Annotated in this window: 15 protein-coding genes and 2 pseudogenes; 7 read left to right on the forward strand and 10 right to left on the reverse strand. The window is 64.9% G+C overall.

The features are described 5' to 3' along the window. Positions 1-85: 85 nt before the first annotated feature. A complete protein-coding gene (locus GGC47_RS21855; protein WP_429068706.1) occupies positions 86-1,102 on the reverse strand; it encodes a PAS domain S-box protein in 1,017 nt (338 codons plus the stop codon). 188 nt (positions 1,103-1,290) lie between these two features. Here GGC47_RS21855 and GGC47_RS21860 point away from each other — a divergent pair. Both GGC47_RS21860 and GGC47_RS21865 read left to right on the forward strand, forming a co-directional pair. Then, positions 1,291-1,526: pseudogene (locus GGC47_RS21860) on the forward strand (TrbI/VirB10 family protein); the annotation flags it as partial. Beyond that, positions 1,526-1,744, forward strand: a complete 219-nt coding sequence (locus GGC47_RS21865) for a DUF2274 domain-containing protein (RefSeq protein ID WP_429068708.1) — start codon at positions 1,526-1,528, stop codon at positions 1,742-1,744. The pseudogene GGC47_RS21860 and the gene GGC47_RS21865, both read left to right, overlap by 1 nt. 65 nt (positions 1,745-1,809) lie before the next feature. On the opposite strand, the pseudogene GGC47_RS21870 reads toward GGC47_RS21865, so the two are convergent. From GGC47_RS21870 to GGC47_RS21890, 5 genes and pseudogenes are all read right to left on the reverse strand, one after another. Then, a pseudogene (locus GGC47_RS21870) lies at positions 1,810-2,150 on the reverse strand (hypothetical protein); the annotation flags it as partial. Positions 2,151-2,167: 17 nt separating this feature from the next. Continuing rightward, complete coding sequence (locus GGC47_RS21875) at positions 2,168-2,542, reverse strand: hypothetical protein (protein ID WP_429068709.1); 375 nt, start codon at positions 2,540-2,542, stop codon at positions 2,168-2,170. A gap of 60 nt (positions 2,543-2,602) precedes the next feature. Beyond that, a complete protein-coding gene (locus tag GGC47_RS21880; protein WP_429068710.1) occupies positions 2,603-3,565 on the reverse strand; it encodes an SDR family oxidoreductase in 963 nt (320 codons plus the stop codon). 1,007 nt (positions 3,566-4,572) lie between these two features. Beyond that, positions 4,573-5,388 carry an NAD-dependent epimerase/dehydratase family protein gene (locus GGC47_RS21885; RefSeq protein WP_429068712.1) on the reverse strand — a complete coding sequence of 272 codons (816 nt, stop codon included), beginning with the start codon at positions 5,386-5,388 and terminating at the stop codon, positions 4,573-4,575. After that, a complete protein-coding gene (locus GGC47_RS21890) occupies positions 5,385-5,846 on the reverse strand; it encodes a MarR family winged helix-turn-helix transcriptional regulator (protein WP_142021400.1) in 462 nt (153 codons plus the stop codon). The genes GGC47_RS21885 and GGC47_RS21890 overlap by 4 nt, the downstream gene beginning before the upstream one ends. 315 nt (positions 5,847-6,161) lie before the next feature. On the opposite strand from GGC47_RS21890, the gene GGC47_RS21895 reads away from it, so the two are divergent. Then, the gene (locus tag GGC47_RS21895) at positions 6,162-7,280 is read left to right on the forward strand and encodes a patatin-like phospholipase family protein (protein WP_429068715.1); all 1,119 of its coding nucleotides are present in this window, start codon (positions 6,162-6,164) and stop codon (positions 7,278-7,280) included. A gap of 33 nt (positions 7,281-7,313) precedes the next feature. Here GGC47_RS21895 and GGC47_RS21900 read toward each other — a convergent pair whose 3' ends face one another. The 4 genes from GGC47_RS21900 to GGC47_RS21915 form a co-directional block, all read right to left on the reverse strand. Further along, positions 7,314-9,626, reverse strand: coding sequence for a xanthine dehydrogenase family protein molybdopterin-binding subunit (locus tag GGC47_RS21900; RefSeq protein WP_429068716.1), 2,313 nt, complete (start codon positions 9,624-9,626; stop codon positions 7,314-7,316). Next, positions 9,623-10,609, reverse strand: a complete 987-nt coding sequence (locus tag GGC47_RS21905) for an FAD binding domain-containing protein (RefSeq protein WP_429068717.1) — start codon at positions 10,607-10,609, stop codon at positions 9,623-9,625. The genes GGC47_RS21900 and GGC47_RS21905 overlap by 4 nt, the downstream gene beginning before the upstream one ends. Then, positions 10,606-11,109: a 2Fe-2S iron-sulfur cluster-binding protein gene (locus GGC47_RS21910; RefSeq protein ID WP_429068719.1), complete on the reverse strand. Its 504-nt coding sequence runs from the start codon at positions 11,107-11,109 to the stop codon at positions 10,606-10,608. The genes GGC47_RS21905 and GGC47_RS21910 overlap by 4 nt, the downstream gene beginning before the upstream one ends. A 67-nt stretch (positions 11,110-11,176) precedes the next feature. Then, positions 11,177-11,608, reverse strand: coding sequence for a MarR family winged helix-turn-helix transcriptional regulator (locus GGC47_RS21915; protein WP_429068720.1), 432 nt, complete (start codon positions 11,606-11,608; stop codon positions 11,177-11,179). 397 nt (positions 11,609-12,005) lie between these two features. On the opposite strand from GGC47_RS21915, the gene GGC47_RS21920 reads away from it, so the two are divergent. From GGC47_RS21920 to GGC47_RS21935, 4 genes are all read left to right on the forward strand, one after another. Next, on the forward strand, positions 12,006-12,305 hold the full coding sequence (locus GGC47_RS21920) for an Atu4866 domain-containing protein (RefSeq protein WP_429069028.1): 300 nt from the start codon (positions 12,006-12,008) through the stop codon (positions 12,303-12,305). 178 nt (positions 12,306-12,483) lie between these two features. Continuing rightward, entirely contained in the window at positions 12,484-13,116 is a 633-nt protein-coding gene (locus GGC47_RS21925; RefSeq protein ID WP_429069031.1) for a 2Fe-2S iron-sulfur cluster-binding protein, read from the forward strand. After that, complete coding sequence (locus GGC47_RS21930; protein ID WP_429068722.1) at positions 13,113-14,078, forward strand: FAD binding domain-containing protein; 966 nt, start codon at positions 13,113-13,115, stop codon at positions 14,076-14,078. The genes GGC47_RS21925 and GGC47_RS21930 overlap by 4 nt, the downstream gene beginning before the upstream one ends. A gap of 3 nt (positions 14,079-14,081) precedes the next feature. After that, positions 14,082-16,241, forward strand: coding sequence for a xanthine dehydrogenase family protein molybdopterin-binding subunit (locus GGC47_RS21935; RefSeq protein WP_429068723.1), 2,160 nt, complete (start codon positions 14,082-14,084; stop codon positions 16,239-16,241). Positions 16,242-16,357 lie beyond the last annotated feature (116 nt).

Raw genomic sequence — 16,357 nt, forward strand, 5'->3', positions numbered from 1 at the left:
GTCTTCAAGCCGCTCACCAAGGCCTGAGGCCCGCAGACATGTCCTCAACTTCCGGCCAGCCGATGCCGCCCCAAAGGGCCTCCACTCAGATGCAGATCGCCGCCTGGGACGTGATGATAGAGGCGACCAGCCCCGTCGGCCGCCAATCGCGCTCAATCGTAGCGTCCAATGCGCTCGCCAGTCCCCGTTCGAGGCGACTGCCGAACCCGGCGGCACCGCCAAGCGAAGGCTCAGGGCCGCCGGTTTCGCGCCAGACCAGGCGGGTCTGATCGTCGTCTATCGTCACGTTAACGTCGAGCCGGCCGGTCTGCACCGATAGCGATCCATATTTCGCGGCATTCGTCGCCAGTTCATGCAGCAGCAGCGCCAGGTTGGTGACCGCCTTGCCGCCGACGTCGCAATCGTCGCCGTGGATGCTGATCCGGTTGTCGGTCGCATAGGGTTCGAGGATCGTCCGGACGAGCGTGAGCAGCGCGACATGCTGTTCGTTCCCAGGGCCGAGCAATCGGTCCGACATTATCAAGTCATGCGCTCGCGCCAACGAGGACAACCTAGCCTGCACATTCGCGATGATGTCGCTTTCGCTCGCCGACGACTTCGCGCTGATCGAGACGATCGCGTTGGCCAGCGCGAATAGGTTCTTCACGCGATGACGCATCTCGCCCATCAGGAGCTGCTGCTGCTCCTGCGCCATCAGCCTCTCGGTGATGTCGCGCGCGATCTTCGACGCGCCAACGATGAGACCGTTCGCGTTGCGAACGGGCGAGATGGTCAGTGAGATATCCACCAGCGTGCCGTCCTTGCGGCGACGCCGGGTCTCGAAATGCTCGACACGCTGGCCGCGTTCTATCTGCGCCAGGATCATCGGCTCCTCATCGAGCCGGTCCGGTGGGATCAGGATCGTGATCGATTTGCCGATGACTTCCTCGGCCGCATAACCGAATAGCCACGTCGCGCCGGCATTCCAGCTCTGAATAATGCCGTTGAGGTTCTTGCTAATGATGGCGTCCTCGGACCCTTCGATAATGGCTGCAAGCCAATCACGCGGGTCCGGTGCGAGAGCGCCGTCGGCCGCGGCGGGGGAGGACGGCGGCCTGCTCACCGAGGACTGCGATGTGGACCCTTGGTCTTGGCCAGCCGGTGACAGGGATGAGGCTCCCGCATCTGTGCCTTGATATTTGTCCAACCTGGCCATCACGCGCCCCCCAGACCGCCATTTGCTCTCCTGGGCGCCAGCCCTGCGCAAGCGGACCCACGCTGCTTTTGCACACCATCCTTCACTTTCGCACCAAGGCGGCCGGACTTTCAACCCTGCTCAGCGTCGGCGCCCAACTTGCCACCAATGACGATGACCGGCCGATCCAGACCATCCGCAACGGCGGTCAGGATACGATCAACGGTGCGGGGCCAGCAGATCATCCGGCGCCAGCTCAACGTCGCGCCGACCCTGACAATCCGACCGGGCTTCCCGGTCCGAGTGATCGTTTAGCCGAGACCTGGTGCTCGAACCGTATGGAGGTTCTTAATGCTAAAGCTAGGGCCGATTGTCGATGACAAGCCCGTCAAGATCACGCTCGAGCTATCGGCGTCGCTACACCGGGACCTTGTCGCCTATGCCGCCGCCCTCGCACAGGAAGAAAGCCGGACGGTCATTGACCCTGTCAAATTCATCGGTCCCATGTTGGAGCAGTTCATCTCGACTGATAGAGGCTTGGCGAAACTTCGCCGTTTAGCGAAACTATAAATATAGGCATGACAATGATAGATCTGGTTCATGGGTCAAGGAACCATAATCGCAATTGACGGAATTCACCTTCCGGATCCCGAAGATCGGCTGTTCCTGTTGAGAATTGCACTCTGAGCGGCGCGGTCGATTGCGTCGGCAACCTCCTTCGGCTGGGTCATGAAGACCGGTGGCTACCAGGGACTTCAGTGATCGCCGCGCCAATTCGCTTAGCCATGTGAAGCAGCATTCCGGCGCCAAATGCATTATCATCCCGTGCAATAACCGCCCAGCTAGTTCTGGAGCGCCAAGCGGCGTGGCTGAGACGGGCACTGAATACCGACATGTTGATCGGAACCTGTGAGTCTCGAAGGAAGGCGACGTCCGCATCGCCGGCGTCGGCTGCGAATCCGGCCTTGAACTTTTCGCGCCTCTCCGCCTCGATCACGGCGACGCTGCGGGCGCCGTCAACAGAGCCGCGATCAGCAGGGCGGCAAAGATCCCTGCGTTCACCTTCGGTTCCCAATATCCCATGAAGGCGAAAGTAATCGTGAGCCAGGCTACCGCCCCTGCGAGGCATAGCGCCACGACCGGGCGCTCGGTGAGGAGGCCGGGTTGCCGCCAGGCGATCCAGACGCAGATCAGTCCAAACAACACCTGGCCCAGTGCGAATGCCGAGTTCAATCCGTAATAGAGGGTGGTTTCAACACCGGGCGGCCGCTTGCCGCGCAGGTACTGCGAAACGACATCGATGACAAAATGCGCCACGCCGGTGAAGACCAGCCAGCCAAAGGCGCCGTAGGTGAGATAAGTATGCATGTGACCTCAGGGGAGGATTGGGAGCCGCCGCGCTTCCTGCGGCGTTCCTAGCTAAGCCGACTATGTTTCCAAGGCTGCCGCGATGCTGGCCGGCAACGGCCCGGTATCGCCGAACCTCACGCCGGTGAGCGCCTCGGACAGGTACCAAAGTCGGCTTGCTGCCTGAGCGTCCAGTGACGCTGCGGGCGACTTGGCCTCGCTCGGATAGCCCCGCGTCTCACTCATCCTGTCAGGGCCGTAATAGCCGCCTTCGCGGGCATCGGGGGACGTCGCCGCGAACAGCGTCGGCAGGGCGCCTTGCGACGCTGGCTGGAACAGGAACCACAATACCGTGCGCAAGATGCCCTGAAAGCTGAGCCGGCCCGGTGCATTGTGCAGGAGATCGGTCCGCGAGACACCGGGGTGGGCAGCGATACTGACAAGTCCCCAACCGGCGGCATCGCTGCGCCGCTGAAGCTCGAATGCGAACATCAAGCATGCCAGCTTGGACTGGCTGTAGACCCGCCCGGGCTTGTAGTCGCGTTCCGCCTGGAGATCGTCGAAGTTGATCGCGCCGCTGCGGGCGGCGACGCTGGACAGTGTGACGACGCGCGGAGCGCGTGCACGCCTGAGGAGTGGAAGGAGGTGGGCCGTCAGCGCGAAGTGGCCGAGATAATTGGTTTCGAACTGCAACTCGAAGCCGTCGGCAGTCGTTGCCCGGCGCGGCGGCGTCATGACGCCGGCATTGTTGATCAGGACGTCGATGCGCTCCCGATTGGCGTTTAGCCGCTTGCCGAATGCGGCGATCGAGGCCAAGCTGCCGAGATCGACCGCCTCGAAGCTCACCTTGGCACCCGCTACCTCTTGCTTGATGCGGTTGATCGCCTGAGCGCCCTTGCCGGGGTTTCTTCCTGCGATGATCACATCAGCGCCGGCGCGGGCGAGCGCCAGCGCGTCCTCGAAGCCGAGGCCGCCGGTGCCGGTCACGACGATCGTGCGGCCGTGCTGGGACGGGATGTCCTTGCTGGTCCAAGTCCTGGGCATCGTCGTTCCCTTTCAAGTGATGTTCCGTCGCTGCAGCTCTCGGAGGCTTGCCGGCCCGGACATCTCCAACAGATCACCAGGCAGCATCATCGGCCCCGGAGCGAACTGCACGAGACGAGGACAGCCAGCGCGGCCTTGGCACTCTCGTAGCCGATGCCCGCTGTGCCGGCGGTGACCACGAAGATGCGCCCTTTTTTCTAGGGCATGTCGGCAAGGCTCCATCCGGCTCGGGCTGGCCGGTCGTGACACAGGTGGCGAAAAACAGCACATCAGGCGAGACAGACTTGCCGACTGGAATACATCGATTGCACTTGGGAAGCAGAGCTCGCAGTCCTGATAACGACTCCGGTGCTGCCGCGTCGTGGGGGAATTTCAGAAGCTGTCTGCCTGGCCATAGTCTTTGCCTTTTTGGGGAATGGGGCGTGAGTCCGGTGCACAAACTTCACATTCGGCGCAGCTAGACGCAAAGTGTACGGCCGCGCTCAAGGCACTTCACTTCGCTCGTGAACGACTCAGTCCCGCCAGTTGTAGTATCAGCATTGCGAGGTGTTCTGAATAATGAGATTTTATTGTGTATAAGATGCGAGCGAAATGCGATGAACTTCGTCGTATTTCAATGATTTCACGAAGTAACACTCGCTAATTCTTGAACTGCATGATCAATTTAGAGGAGGCCTCCAACGGTCAGAATGCCCAAAACGCCAGTAAATTTGCCTGTTCCTGCAAATTCCGGCACTCGACCGGCTGCGGGCCGCGATTCCTTCATCCATATGAGAGGCTTGGCGTTGGCTTCCGATCCATCGCCTGATCAAGGGATCTGAAATCTGGTTATGTCCGATACGAACGCTGATCGTGTCGTCCGCGTCGTTCGGCCGTTGCACGCAGACTTCGCCGATACGCCGCATGCCCAGCAATGAGCCCAAGCTACGCGAAATGGCGGGCCAGCCGCGGTCCTGCGCCCGCGCGGCATCGCTTGGCTCCAGCCAGTCAGCGCCGACGGGCATGGTTCACATCAGGTTTTCCTGTGCCGCCTGGTAAACGGTTCTCACGACCGGCTGAAAACCGAGGCGGCGAGCGAGCGAGGCATCCATATGAAGGTGCCAAGGATTGCCGAGCGGTGCCGACGACGGTTCCATTGTTCCGCCGACCAGCATGACGAGTTCGTAGATCGAGGTGGGCGCTTCATCGGTGATGTTGACAATGTGCCCGTCCATCGTGCCCAGCAGGGCCAGCTTCATGGCGGTGGCGACGTCGCGGTGATGGATCATGCTCATCCTTTGGGCGGGATGCATTTTGAAATTGGCGACAAGCCGGGGCAACTCCTCCAGATGTCCGTCCTTGTCGCCATAGACGAAGCCGAACCGTTGGATCGACCAGTTCAGCCCGCTTTCGCGCAGCACGTTCTCGGCAGCAAGCTTACTGGCCGGATACGCCTGTTGCGGATCGGCTGCATCGCGCTCATGGCCCGGGCGGGGGCTGGCTGCGTCATAGACATGGGACGTGCTCGCCAGGATAAAGCGCGCATCCGGCGCATGCGCCTTCACCGCGGCGATGAGGCTGCGTGTCCCTTCGAGATTGCTCTTCCAGATCAGGTCGGTGTCGGGCGTGCGAAAAACGGCAGCGAGGTGAACGACCGCAGAAATTCCCTCGACGGCTGACGCGAGCGATGCAGGATCGAGCAGATCGCCTTCGATCGCGGCCACGCCGGAAGGAACCTCCTTGCCCGGTCGCACGAGCGCGCGGCACCTAATTCCCGCTTCCACGAGGCGCGGAAGAAGGCGTGTTCCGACGAGCCCTGTTGCACCGGTTACTAAAACCGTCATGGAAATGGTCCTTTCTGTATGAGGGTTTCGAGCCGCTCTGTTGCGGTCTGGAGAACCTTGACGGCGGTCGCGATGTCGGCATCTTCGATGCCGTCGAACGCCACTGAGCGGATGAAGGACAGATCGGGCAGATCACCCCAGAGCTTCGCGCCGGCAGCCGTGATCCGTAGAATCTTCTGCCGCTGGTCAACCCGGTCGGGTTCCTGCTCGACCAGGCCCTTCCGGACGAGCGTTGAGACGATGCCGCTCATCGTCGCCCGTTCGATCTCAAGCAGCAAAACGAGATCCCGCTGCATGGTCGGCCCGGTGGTGACGAGCCGATGAAGCACGTACCACTGTACGGAGCCCAGATCATAAGGGCGGAGGGCGGAATCCATGACCGCCCGGCCGGCGAAGTAGCACCGCTTCGTCCAGGCTCCGACCACGTCTCGGCTTGAACCTTTCTCATGATCGTTCATCGCGGCCTCTGATTTTGATAGCTACCTAGCAAATATGTAAGGCACCAAACAAATGTCAAGTGATTGGCGGCCTGGATTCGCGATAGCTGGTGGCCTGTAGGAACGGGCAATTTTTTTGCGAGTTCGGGCATGGAGCTTCGGCGCGCCACAGTCATCCTCGCGATGAGGGGGCGGCTAATGCGTCGAGTCCGTCATCGCCTCGTCGAGCTGCCAATGAGGCAAGGCATACTCTCGAGCCAGGCTTCGGATATGGATAGAAACTTTCCCGCCCAAGCTCCGCTCCATGCGGCTGGGGATCGCGACGGGCGCAAAGCAATGAAGGCGGCGATCAGGGCTCTTTGCCGGAATTCGAGCCCCCCTGTCCGGCGGCCCGCGCTGCTCGTAACGCTTGTCCTGACGCTCGGCCTGTCGGCCTGTGTCCATGGCGACATCGTCATCGACGCGGGCGAAGCCGTCGTGAGGACGGATTTCATCGGCTCGCAGGCGACCGATGCTCCCGTCGCCAGGCCAGGATCGCAAACGCGCAACATCCTCGTCCTGACGAGCGGCGGAGCGGACGGCGCCTTCGGCGCAGGCGTGATGGCGGCCTGGACCGCCAGCGGCAGGCGCCCGGAATTCGAGATCGTCTCGGGCACTTCGACCGGAGCGTTGCAGGCCACCGCTGCCTTCCTCGGTCCCGCATATGATTCCGTTCTCGAGCGCATCTACACCTCGGTGCGGACACGAGACATCCTGCGCGCGAACGGGCTGAAGACGTTGCTCGGCACGGGCTTGTACGACCCGCTGCCGTTGCGCCGCCTGCTGATGGACGCGATCAGCGAGGAGATGCTCGATGCCGTCGCGTCGGCGCACGCCGCCGGCCGCAGGCTCTATGTCACGACGACCGACATGACCGCCGGAAAGGCGGTGAACTGGGACATGGGCGCGATCGCGGCCGGTGGTGACAGTCGCAAGGCGCAGTATATCGACGTCCTTGTCGCCTCGGCGGCCGTGCCCGGCCTGATCGAACCGGTCTATGTGCGTGATCGCCAAAGCGGCGCGCTCGCCGTGCACAGCGACGGCGGCGTCAAGACGCCGGTTCCGCTCGAATCCTTTATGCTCGATCGGCGAATGGCCCCGCGCACCGATGTCTGGGTGGTCGCCAACGGGCATGTCAGCCGAGATACCGCGCTCCGCAGCGATGCGAGATCCACGCTCCGACTGGCGCAACGCGGCATATCGCAGCTCATCAGGCAGCTGATGTATGCTTCGGTCCGCGAAGCCGAAGCCAAGACGCGGCAGGCTGGCGCGCGGTTTCATCTGATCGCGCTTCCCGAAACGGTCCCCGAGGCTGCGAACCCGCTCGACTTCAAGCCCGAGGAGATGCTGGGGCTTTACGAGGCAGGCCGCGACACCGGGCTTCAGCGCTTTGGATCACGTCAGGCCGCCCGGTAGGCCCCAACCGGGTCGGCCTGCCCACGCAGCACCTCAGAGAAGCTTGTCCAGCGTGATGGGCAGGTCGCGGACGCGCTTGCCCGTCGCGTTGAAGACCGCGTTGGCGACCGCCGCCGCAACGCCGGTGATGCCGATCTCGCCGATCCCGCGCGCGCCGAGCGGCGAACGAGGGTCGGGGATACCGGTCCAGATCACCTCGATGTCCGGGACGTCCAGATGGGCGGGAATGTGATAGTCGGACAGCGTCGGATTCATGATCCTGCCGCTCCGTTCGTCGAACAGCGTCTCCTCGGTCAGCGCCAGACCCAGCCCCATGATCATCCCCCCGCGGAACTGGCTGGCCGCGGTCTTGGGGTTGAGAATCGTGCCGCAGTCGAATGAGCCCAGGAGCCGGTCGATGCGGATCTCGCCCGTGACGTCGCTGACGCGCAGTTCGCAGAAGATGGCCGACGAGCTGTGCATCGCGAATTTGAGCATTTCGAGCGGTGCGCTTGCCGTTGCCGTGACGGCAACCTCGTCGCGTGCCGCGCGCGCCAGGATCGAGGCATAGCCTTCGTGGCGTGAAGGGTCCTCGATGCCGGCGATGCCGCCGTCGATCAGCTGGACCTCCTTCGCGCGCAGCCCGGCGAGCGGGCTGTCGTTGCCGGCCAGCCGCAGAAGTTCTCCCGCCAACTTGTCGGCGGCTGCCGTGATCGCTGCCGCGATCGAGACGGTCTGCGATGATCCCCCCGCGATAGGCCCCGCGGGCAGGGCCGAATCGCCCAGTTCGAAGGAGATCGCTTCGGTCCGCAGACCTAGCCGGTCCGCCGCATGCTGGATCTGCACCGTCGCGGTGCCCATACCCATTTCCTGTGCCGAGCAGGCGATGGTCACCAACCCGTCGCGCCGCAGCCGCAGGCTGATCGTCGCGCCGGGAATGCGCACATAGGGGAAGCTGCCGCTCGCGCATCCCATGCCGATTTGCCATTCGCTTTGGCGGGATGCGCCGGGCCGCGCCTTGCGCCGTTCCCAGCCAAAGCGCCTGGCTCCCTCGGCATAGGCCTGCATCAGGGCTCGTTGCGAGAAGGCCGTGCCATGGATGGGATGCCGCTCCGGGTCGTTGCGCCGGCGCAGTTCGATCGGATCGATATCCATCTCGTGGGCAAGTTCATCGACGGCACATTCGATGGCGAAGGTGCCGACGGCTTCGCCGGGCGCGCGCATGAAGGTATTGGGCACGATATCGAGATTGAGATGCCTCTGGACAATCTCGAAGCTGCCCGCGCGATAAGCCGCCCGCGACGACAGGCTGAACTGTTCGGGGCAGGCGCCGTAAGGGGGCATGATCGAGTACCCGGTGTGGATCAGCGCGGTAAATCGCCCCTCCGCATCCGCCCCGATCGCGACGCGCTGCTCCGTCGGGCTGCGTCCGCCGACGATGCGATAAACTCCTTCGCGACTCAGCATCAGGCGGACGGGACGGCCTGCGAGTTTCGCGGCGGCGACGGCAATGATCTGATGGTCCCACATTCCTTTGGCGCCGAACCCGCCGCCGACATAGGGCGAGTGGACTCGCACCTGTTCCTTCTTGAGGCCGAAAAGCTTGGCGAGCGCCTTGGCGCTCGAAGCGATCATCTGTGTGGCGTCATGGACGATCAGCGTGCCGTCCTTCCATGCCACGGTGCAAGCATGGAGCTCGATCGGATTATGGTTCTGTCCAGGCGTGCGATAGACGTTGTCGACCCGATGAGGGGACCGCGCCAATTCGCCCTCGGCGTCGCCGACCGAAACATGGTTCTTCTCGATCAGGATCGAAGCAGGGGTGTTCGCCTCGGGCTTGGCGTCTTCGAACCGCGTCTTGGCTTTGTCGGCTTCATAGGCGATCTCGATCAGCGAAGCGGCATGGTCCGCCTGTTCCTGCGTCTCGGCCAGCACGGCGGCGACGACCTGCCCGTTATAGCGCAGCTCAGCGTCCTGCATGATGGGCACGCTGCTGTTGCCAACGGCGGACAGGTCCGTCGTGCTGATCAGCGGTGGCGTGCCGAGACGCGGCATGTTGCGATGCGTCAGGACCAGGATCACGCCCGGTGCCGCTTCGGCTTTGGCGGTGTCGAGCCGGGAGATCCGACCGCGCGTTATCGTGCCGTGTAGAAGTGCCGCGAAGCATAGCCCTTCCGGCTCGACCTCGGCTGCAAAGCGGGCCTGGCCGCTCGCCTTCACCGGTCCGTCGAGCCGGGAATCCTGCCGGCCTATCGCGACCCGGCGCTCGATGAGCGGGTCGGGCGTGCCGCCGGGCAGCCATTGCGCCGGAACCCAGCTCAGGGCGGTCTTGACCGATGCGATGACGGCGTTCTGCACCTTGCTCATGATGCACTCCCGCTCAACTGGGTGAGGATGGCGCTCATCGTTCGCTGCGCCAGTTCAATCTTGAAGGCGTTCCCGGCCGCCGGCGCGGCGTCGGAGAATTCCCCCTGGAACGCGGCATCGAACGCCTCGCCGATGGCTGGGCCACCGCGCAGCGCCGCTTCGGCGCGCAGGGCCCGCCACGGCTTCGGCGCGACGCCGCCGAAGGCGATGCAGACATCCTCGATCACGCCGCCGCGCATCGTCAGCCCGGCCGCGACCGAGACGAGGGCAAAGGCATAGCTCGCCCTGTCGCGGACCTTGCGATAGCCAGAGTCCGTGCCGAAGGGGGAGGGGGGCAACTCGACGGCAGAGATCACCTCCCCAGGTTCGAGCAGGGTCTCGATATCGGCGCGCTCGTCGGGCAGGCGATGGAAATCGACCAGCGGAATGCGCCGCTTGCCGCCGGGGCCTGCGACATGGACGAGCGCGTCCAACGCCGCAAGCGCCACGCACATGTCCGATGGGTGCGTGGCGATGCAGGAGGGCGAGGCGCCGATGACCGCATGGTACCGGTTGAATCCGCCGATCGCATCGCAGCCGGTTCCGGGCGAGCGCTTGTTGCAGCGCGAGCCCGCGGCATCCTGGAAATACAGGCAGCGGGTCCGCTGCATCAGATTGCCGCCGACGGTCGCCATGTTGCGGATCTGGGCCGAAGCCCCGGCCAGCACAGCGCGCGCCAGCATCGGATACTGCGAGCGGACCAGCGGATGAGCGGCGAGGGCGCTGTTCCTGGCCGCCGCGCCGATCCGCAGGCCGCCATCGCCGGTCGCCTCGATCTCGGAGGAGAGGGCGGTCACGTCGATCAGGGCGGAAGGGTGCTCGACGCCCTTGCGCATCAGGTCGATCAGGTTCGTGCCGCCGCCGAGCAAACTCGGCGCGCCGACGCCGGTCAGGCCGATCGCCTCGTCGATCGATCTCGCGCGATGATAGGTCAACGGGTTCATGGCGCGCGCTCCCCAGCCACCTCGAGGATCGCGTCGACGATGCCGTTATGCGCGCCGCAGCGGCACAGATTGCCGCTCATCCGCTCGCGGACTTCCTCGCGCGAGAGCGAGGGCGCCGCTGCCAGATCGGGGCTGACATAACTCGGAATGCCGGCCTCGAGCTCATCGAGCATCGCGGTCGCGGCACAGATCTGTCCGGGCGTGCAATAGCCGCACTGCAAGCCGTCATGCGCGACGAAGGCCTTCTGCAGCGGGCTCGGATTGTCCGCGCTGCCCAACCCCTCGATCGTGGTCACGGACCGCCCGTCCATCTGAACGGCCAGGATCAGGCAGGAGAGGACGCGCTCGCCATCGACGAGCACGGTGCACGCGCCGCAGGCGCCCTGATTGCAGCCGACCTTGGTGCCTGTGAGGTGGAGCTGTTCGCGCAACAGGTCGAGTAGGGAGACGCGCACGTCGTCAGGGACAGCGACGTCGCTTCCATTGATTCTGATCGCCATCGTCGTCCTTCCTCATGTGTCCGGAACGCACCGCGCCTAGACCAAGATATGACGAGATTCGGATTATTCAATCTTCGGAGGAAATGATTTTTGTAACGATTCTGATCAGGCTCTCGCGCTCGCTCGGAGACAAAGGCTCGAGCATGCGGCGGTATAGCGCGCGATGAGCGGCCAGCAGGCCAGCAACGCGTTCTGTTCCGGCCTCCGACAATTCAAGGGCTACGGCGCGCCGATCGGTTTCCATCCGAGTCCGCTGCAGCAGACCTCGTTTGACTAATCTGTCGGTGGCCGACGAGATCGTCGTGATCGGGACGCCGAGGAAACGGCCGACATCGGTCGGTCCGCAGCCGGGGTGATCGGACACGTAGAGCAGCGCTTGCTTGTCCAGCTCGTTCAGCATGGTTTCCGAACCGAGCGCATCCGCCAGCTTGTAGCGGCGCGCGAAGGCGTCGAACGCGGCGCCCAGCTTGGCGAGTTCATCGTCAGTCGGATCTGGCATGCGATCCAGCATAATGCGGGGCGATCGAATGACCAGACGTCGGCTCGTTTTGAGATGGGACAAGTCGCGTCCGAAGCCTGCTTCGCCGGATCGACGCGAGGAAACGTCGGCCCCCTCGGGTGGCGAGACATTGGTTAGTTCGGCTTTCCGACGAGGTAAGGTATCGCCGGCTTATCGCGACAATGGCAGGCCCTTAATTTCCTCCCAATGTCGAAATCGATCGAGCAGCACGGAAAGGCCGGGCCTCTTCGAAACGCCCCGCGGTTCGCGCCTCTGGCCTGAGAGTCGAACTCACGGGGCAGGGCCGGCACGCGTTGCTCCGATCGGAAAGCCGCAGGAGACCAACGTGAAAGCGCTTCGACTGCCCGCACTCTCATTGATCGCCGGCGTGACGCTCATGCCGAGCGCGGAGGCCACAGCACAGATGACTTCTGAAACCAGGCGCCAGCAATCCGCGCAATCCCACCCGTATGTCGGCATGTGGGTCACGCCCGACGGCCATATCCGTCACGAGCTTCTGCCCAACGGGCGTTACGATGAGGCGCGCGGAACCAGAGAAAGCGCCTATCGCGGACGCTATGAGGTCCGCGGCAGCCATATCGACTACTGGGACGACACGGGCTTCACCGCCGATGGCGAGTTCGTCGACGAGAACACGCTGCATCATGGCGGGATGGTGTTCCGGCGCGTCCGGTAACCGAGTCGAACCCGCGCCCGGCAGGCTTCGGGCGGGCGCGAGCCATCATCGCCGATACGGCACCTCGTTGCGTGCCGATGAACTGTCGACGGCTGATGCTCAGTTGCGGAATGCGAAACCCGCGCTCGTGGCGAGCCGTCGGCCCCTGCGACATCCCCTTATTGAAAGGAACGAACGCATGACTGGACGTCACGTCGACCGTCGAACGGTTCTCGTCTCCTCTGCGGCTCTCGGCATGGTGGCAGCAGCAGGCCCCACCGCCGTCCTGGCGCAAGGCAGTCCGGCCGCTCCGCGACATCCGCCTGCCACGACCCGCCTGACGGTCAACGGTCGTCCCGCGACCCTGACGGCGGATGCGCGGACGACGCTGCTGGATGGCCTGCGCGAGCATCTCGGTCTCACGGGCACAAAGAAGGGCTGCGACCAGGGCCAATGCGGCGCCTGTACCATCCTCGTCAACGGCCGGCGCGTGAACAGTTGCCTGACGCTCGCGGTCATGCACGAGGGCGACGCCGTCACGACCATCGAAGGCATGGGCACTGCCGACGCGCTTCATCCCCTGCAGCGGGCCTTCATCGAGCGCGACGGATTCCAGTGCGGTTACTGCACGCCGGGCCAGATCATGTCGGCGGCAGCGATCATCGAGGAGGCCAGGCGGGGCGCTCCAAGCCACGTCACGGCCGATCTCGCGGGAAAGGTCGAGCTGACGGACGCCGAGATCCGGGAGCGGATGAGCGGCAACATCTGCCGCTGCGCCGCCTATCCCAACATCGTGGCCGCCATTCGCGACGCAGCCGGAGAGCGGATATGAGACCCTTCACCTATGAGCGGGCCAACAGCCCGGCCGAGGCCGCCAAGGCCGTGGCCGCGCGGCCGGGCGCCAAGTTCATCGCGGGCGGCACGAACCTGCTCGACCTGATGAAGCTCGAGATCGAGACGCCGACCCATCTCGTAGACGTCACCAGGATCGGCCTCGACAGGATCGAGCCGACGACCGGCGGGGGCCTGAGAATCGGCGCGCTGGTATCCAATGCCGACCTCGCAGCCGATCCGTGCGTGCGGCGCGACTACGCCGTCCTCTCCCGGGCGCTACTGGCGGGGGCGTCCGGCCAGTTGCGCAACAAGGCAACGACCGCCGGAAACCTGCTTCAGCGGACGCGCTGCCCGTATTTCTACGAGACGGCGATGCCTTGCAACAAACGTTCGCCGGGGGCCGGATGCAGCGCTCTGGAAGGCCTGAGCCGGTCCAACGCCGTATTGGGTGCGAGCACGGCCTGCATCGCCGTTCATCCGTCGGACATGGCCGTCGCGATGCGGGTACTCGACGCATCGGTCGAGACGGTCCAGCCCGACGGTTCCGGCCGCTCGATTCCGATCGCCGATCTGCACCGACTGCCGGGAGATGAGCCGTCGCGCGAGACGACACTTCGTCCGGGCGAGCTGATCACCGCCGTGACGCTGCCTGCCCCGGTTCGGGGCCTGCACATCTATCGAAAGGTCCGGGATCGCACCTCCTACGCCTTCGCGACGGTCTCGCTTGCCGCGATCGTTAGGGGACGCGGCGAGACCGCGACGCTGGGACGGTTCGCATTCGGCGGGCTCGCGCCCAAGCCGTGGCGGGTCGAGGCGGCCGAGCTGGAGGCCGGTCGCGGACCGAACGCGGTCGCGGACGCCGCGCTGGCCGGGGCTCGGCCGACGAAGCACAACGCCTTCAAGCTGACGATCGCACGTCGCCTCGTCTCGGCGGCCATGGCCGAAGCCGCGAAAGGGTAAGACATGATCGGGCAAGCCATCAACCGCGTCGACGGGATCAGCAAGGTCACGGGCGCCGCGCAATACGCCTATGAGCGCGACGATTTCGGCCGGGCCGCCGTGGGCTTCATGCTCGCGGCCGGTATCGCCAAAGGCCGCATCACCCGGATCGATACCGGCGCGGCCGAGCGAGCGCCGGCTGTTCTCCTCGTGCTGACCCACGCGAATGTCGCCAGGCAGGGGCCACGCAACGGCAGCTCGCCCGAGGGGTTCGGGCGAGCCTGGCCGGTGCTCGAGAGCGACCGGATCACGTTCTTCGGCCAGCCGGTGGCGCTCGTCGTCGCCGAGACGTTCGAGGAGGCGAGGGCCGCGGCCGGGCTCATCGAGGTCTCCTATGCGACGGAGCGCGGGGCCTTCGACCTCGCCTCTCACGCCGACCGCGCCTACGCTCCCCGCACCGCCAATGTCGGGCTCGCGACCGACTCCACGCTGGGCGACCTGGAGCGCGCCATGGCGGAGGCGCCGGTCACGATCGATCACACCTACACCACGCCTGCGCATTTCGCGCAGCCGATGGAGCCGCAGGCCTGCCTGGCTCACTGGATCGGTGACAATCTGCACATCCGTGCCGCCTTGCAGATCATCGGCGGAGCGCGGCTCGCCCTGGCGCGCACGCTCCGGATCGCGCCGGAGCGGGTCCATGTCGACGCCCGCTTCGTCGGCGGCGGCTTCGGCTCGAAGCTCCGCATTCACGAGGAAGCCGTCTTCGCGGCGCTGGCCGCGCGCGAGCTGCGCCGGCCCGTCAAGGTCGCCCAGACCCGGCGGCAGGTCTTCACGACGGTCGGGCGCCGGCCGGAGACGATCCAGCGCGTGCGTCTTGCCGCCTCGCGGGACGGACGGCTCATGGGCATCGGCCATGACGTCAACATGCAAGGGACCGAGCGGGAATTGTTCGTCGAGCAGACCGCGACGATCATGCGTTCGCTCTATGCCGCCCCCAACCGTCTCACCCGGCACCGCGTCACCAATCTGGATGTCGGGTTCGGCGAGGCCGTCCGCGCGCCCGGGGAGGCTCCGGGACTTCTGGCCGTGGAGTCGGCCGTGGACCAGCTCGCGCACGAGCTGGGCCTCGACCCGGTCGAGCTGAGGATCCGCAACGAGCCCGAGCAGGATCCCGAAAAGAACGTGCCGTTCAACGGTCGAAGGATGGTCGAGTGCTACCGGGAAGGCGCAAGGCGTTTCGGCTGGTCCGCACGTTCGGCGGTCCCCGCTTCGCGCCGAGAGGGCGACGAGCTGATCGGGCTCGGCATGGCCGCGGCGATCCGCATGCACTTCCAGGGCGCCACGCGGGCCGTGGTCCGCATGGAGCGGGACGGAAGCGTCATCGTGCGATCCGACATGACCGATATCGGCACGGGAACCTATACGATCCTCGGCCAGGTCGCGGCAGAGGCCCTGAGCGTTCCATATCGCATGGTGACGGTGGAACTGGCCCGGACCGGCCTCCCGCCCAGTCCCGGTTCCGGCGGCTCCTGGGGGGCTGCCAATTCCAGCAACGCCGTCCACCGCGCCTGCGAGGCCCTCAAGGCAAAGGTGTTCGGGACGGCGCATGTCGCGGGAGCGACGACCGCCGGTCTCGTCGACGAGATCGCGAGGCGGTTCCCGGAGGGTGTCGAAGGGGAGGGGTCCTTGGTGGGAATGGCGGATGATCCCAACTACAAGAATTATTCCCAGCACACCTATGGGGCGAGTTTCGCGGAGGTGGCGGTGAGCGTCACGACGGGAGAGGTGCGCCTGCGCCGCATGGTCGGCGTCTTCGCCGCCGGCCGGATCATCAATCCCAAGACGGCTCATTCGCAGCTGATCGGCGGCATGATCTGGGGGGTGAGCTCGGCCCTGCACGAAGGCGCTCATGTCGATCCCCGCTACGGAAACGTCGTCAACGGTGATCTCGCCGAGTACCTCGTGCCGGTCCACGCCGACATTCCGTCGATCGAAGGCGTGTTCCTCGACGACTTCGACGACAAGGCCAACCCTCTCGGCATGAAGGGCGTCGGCGAGCTCGGCGTGTGCGGCACGGGGGCAGCGATCGCGAATGCGGTGTTCAACGCTACCGGCGTGCGCGTGTTCGACTTTCCGATCACGTCGGAAAAGCTCCTCAGCGGACTTCCGGGCAATGTGTGAGGCGCAACCGTCGAACGCGCTGATTTTTTATGGAAGTCAGGTCATTCCGGGGCTTCGCGCAGCGAAGGGCCCGGAATCCAGAACCGATGCCGGCTCCGGAAAGGCTGCGCCGCGCG

This window comes from Allobosea sp. OAE752 (assembly GCF_050433265.1).
Lineage (GTDB): Bacteria > Pseudomonadota > Alphaproteobacteria > Rhizobiales > Beijerinckiaceae > Allobosea > Allobosea spartocytisi.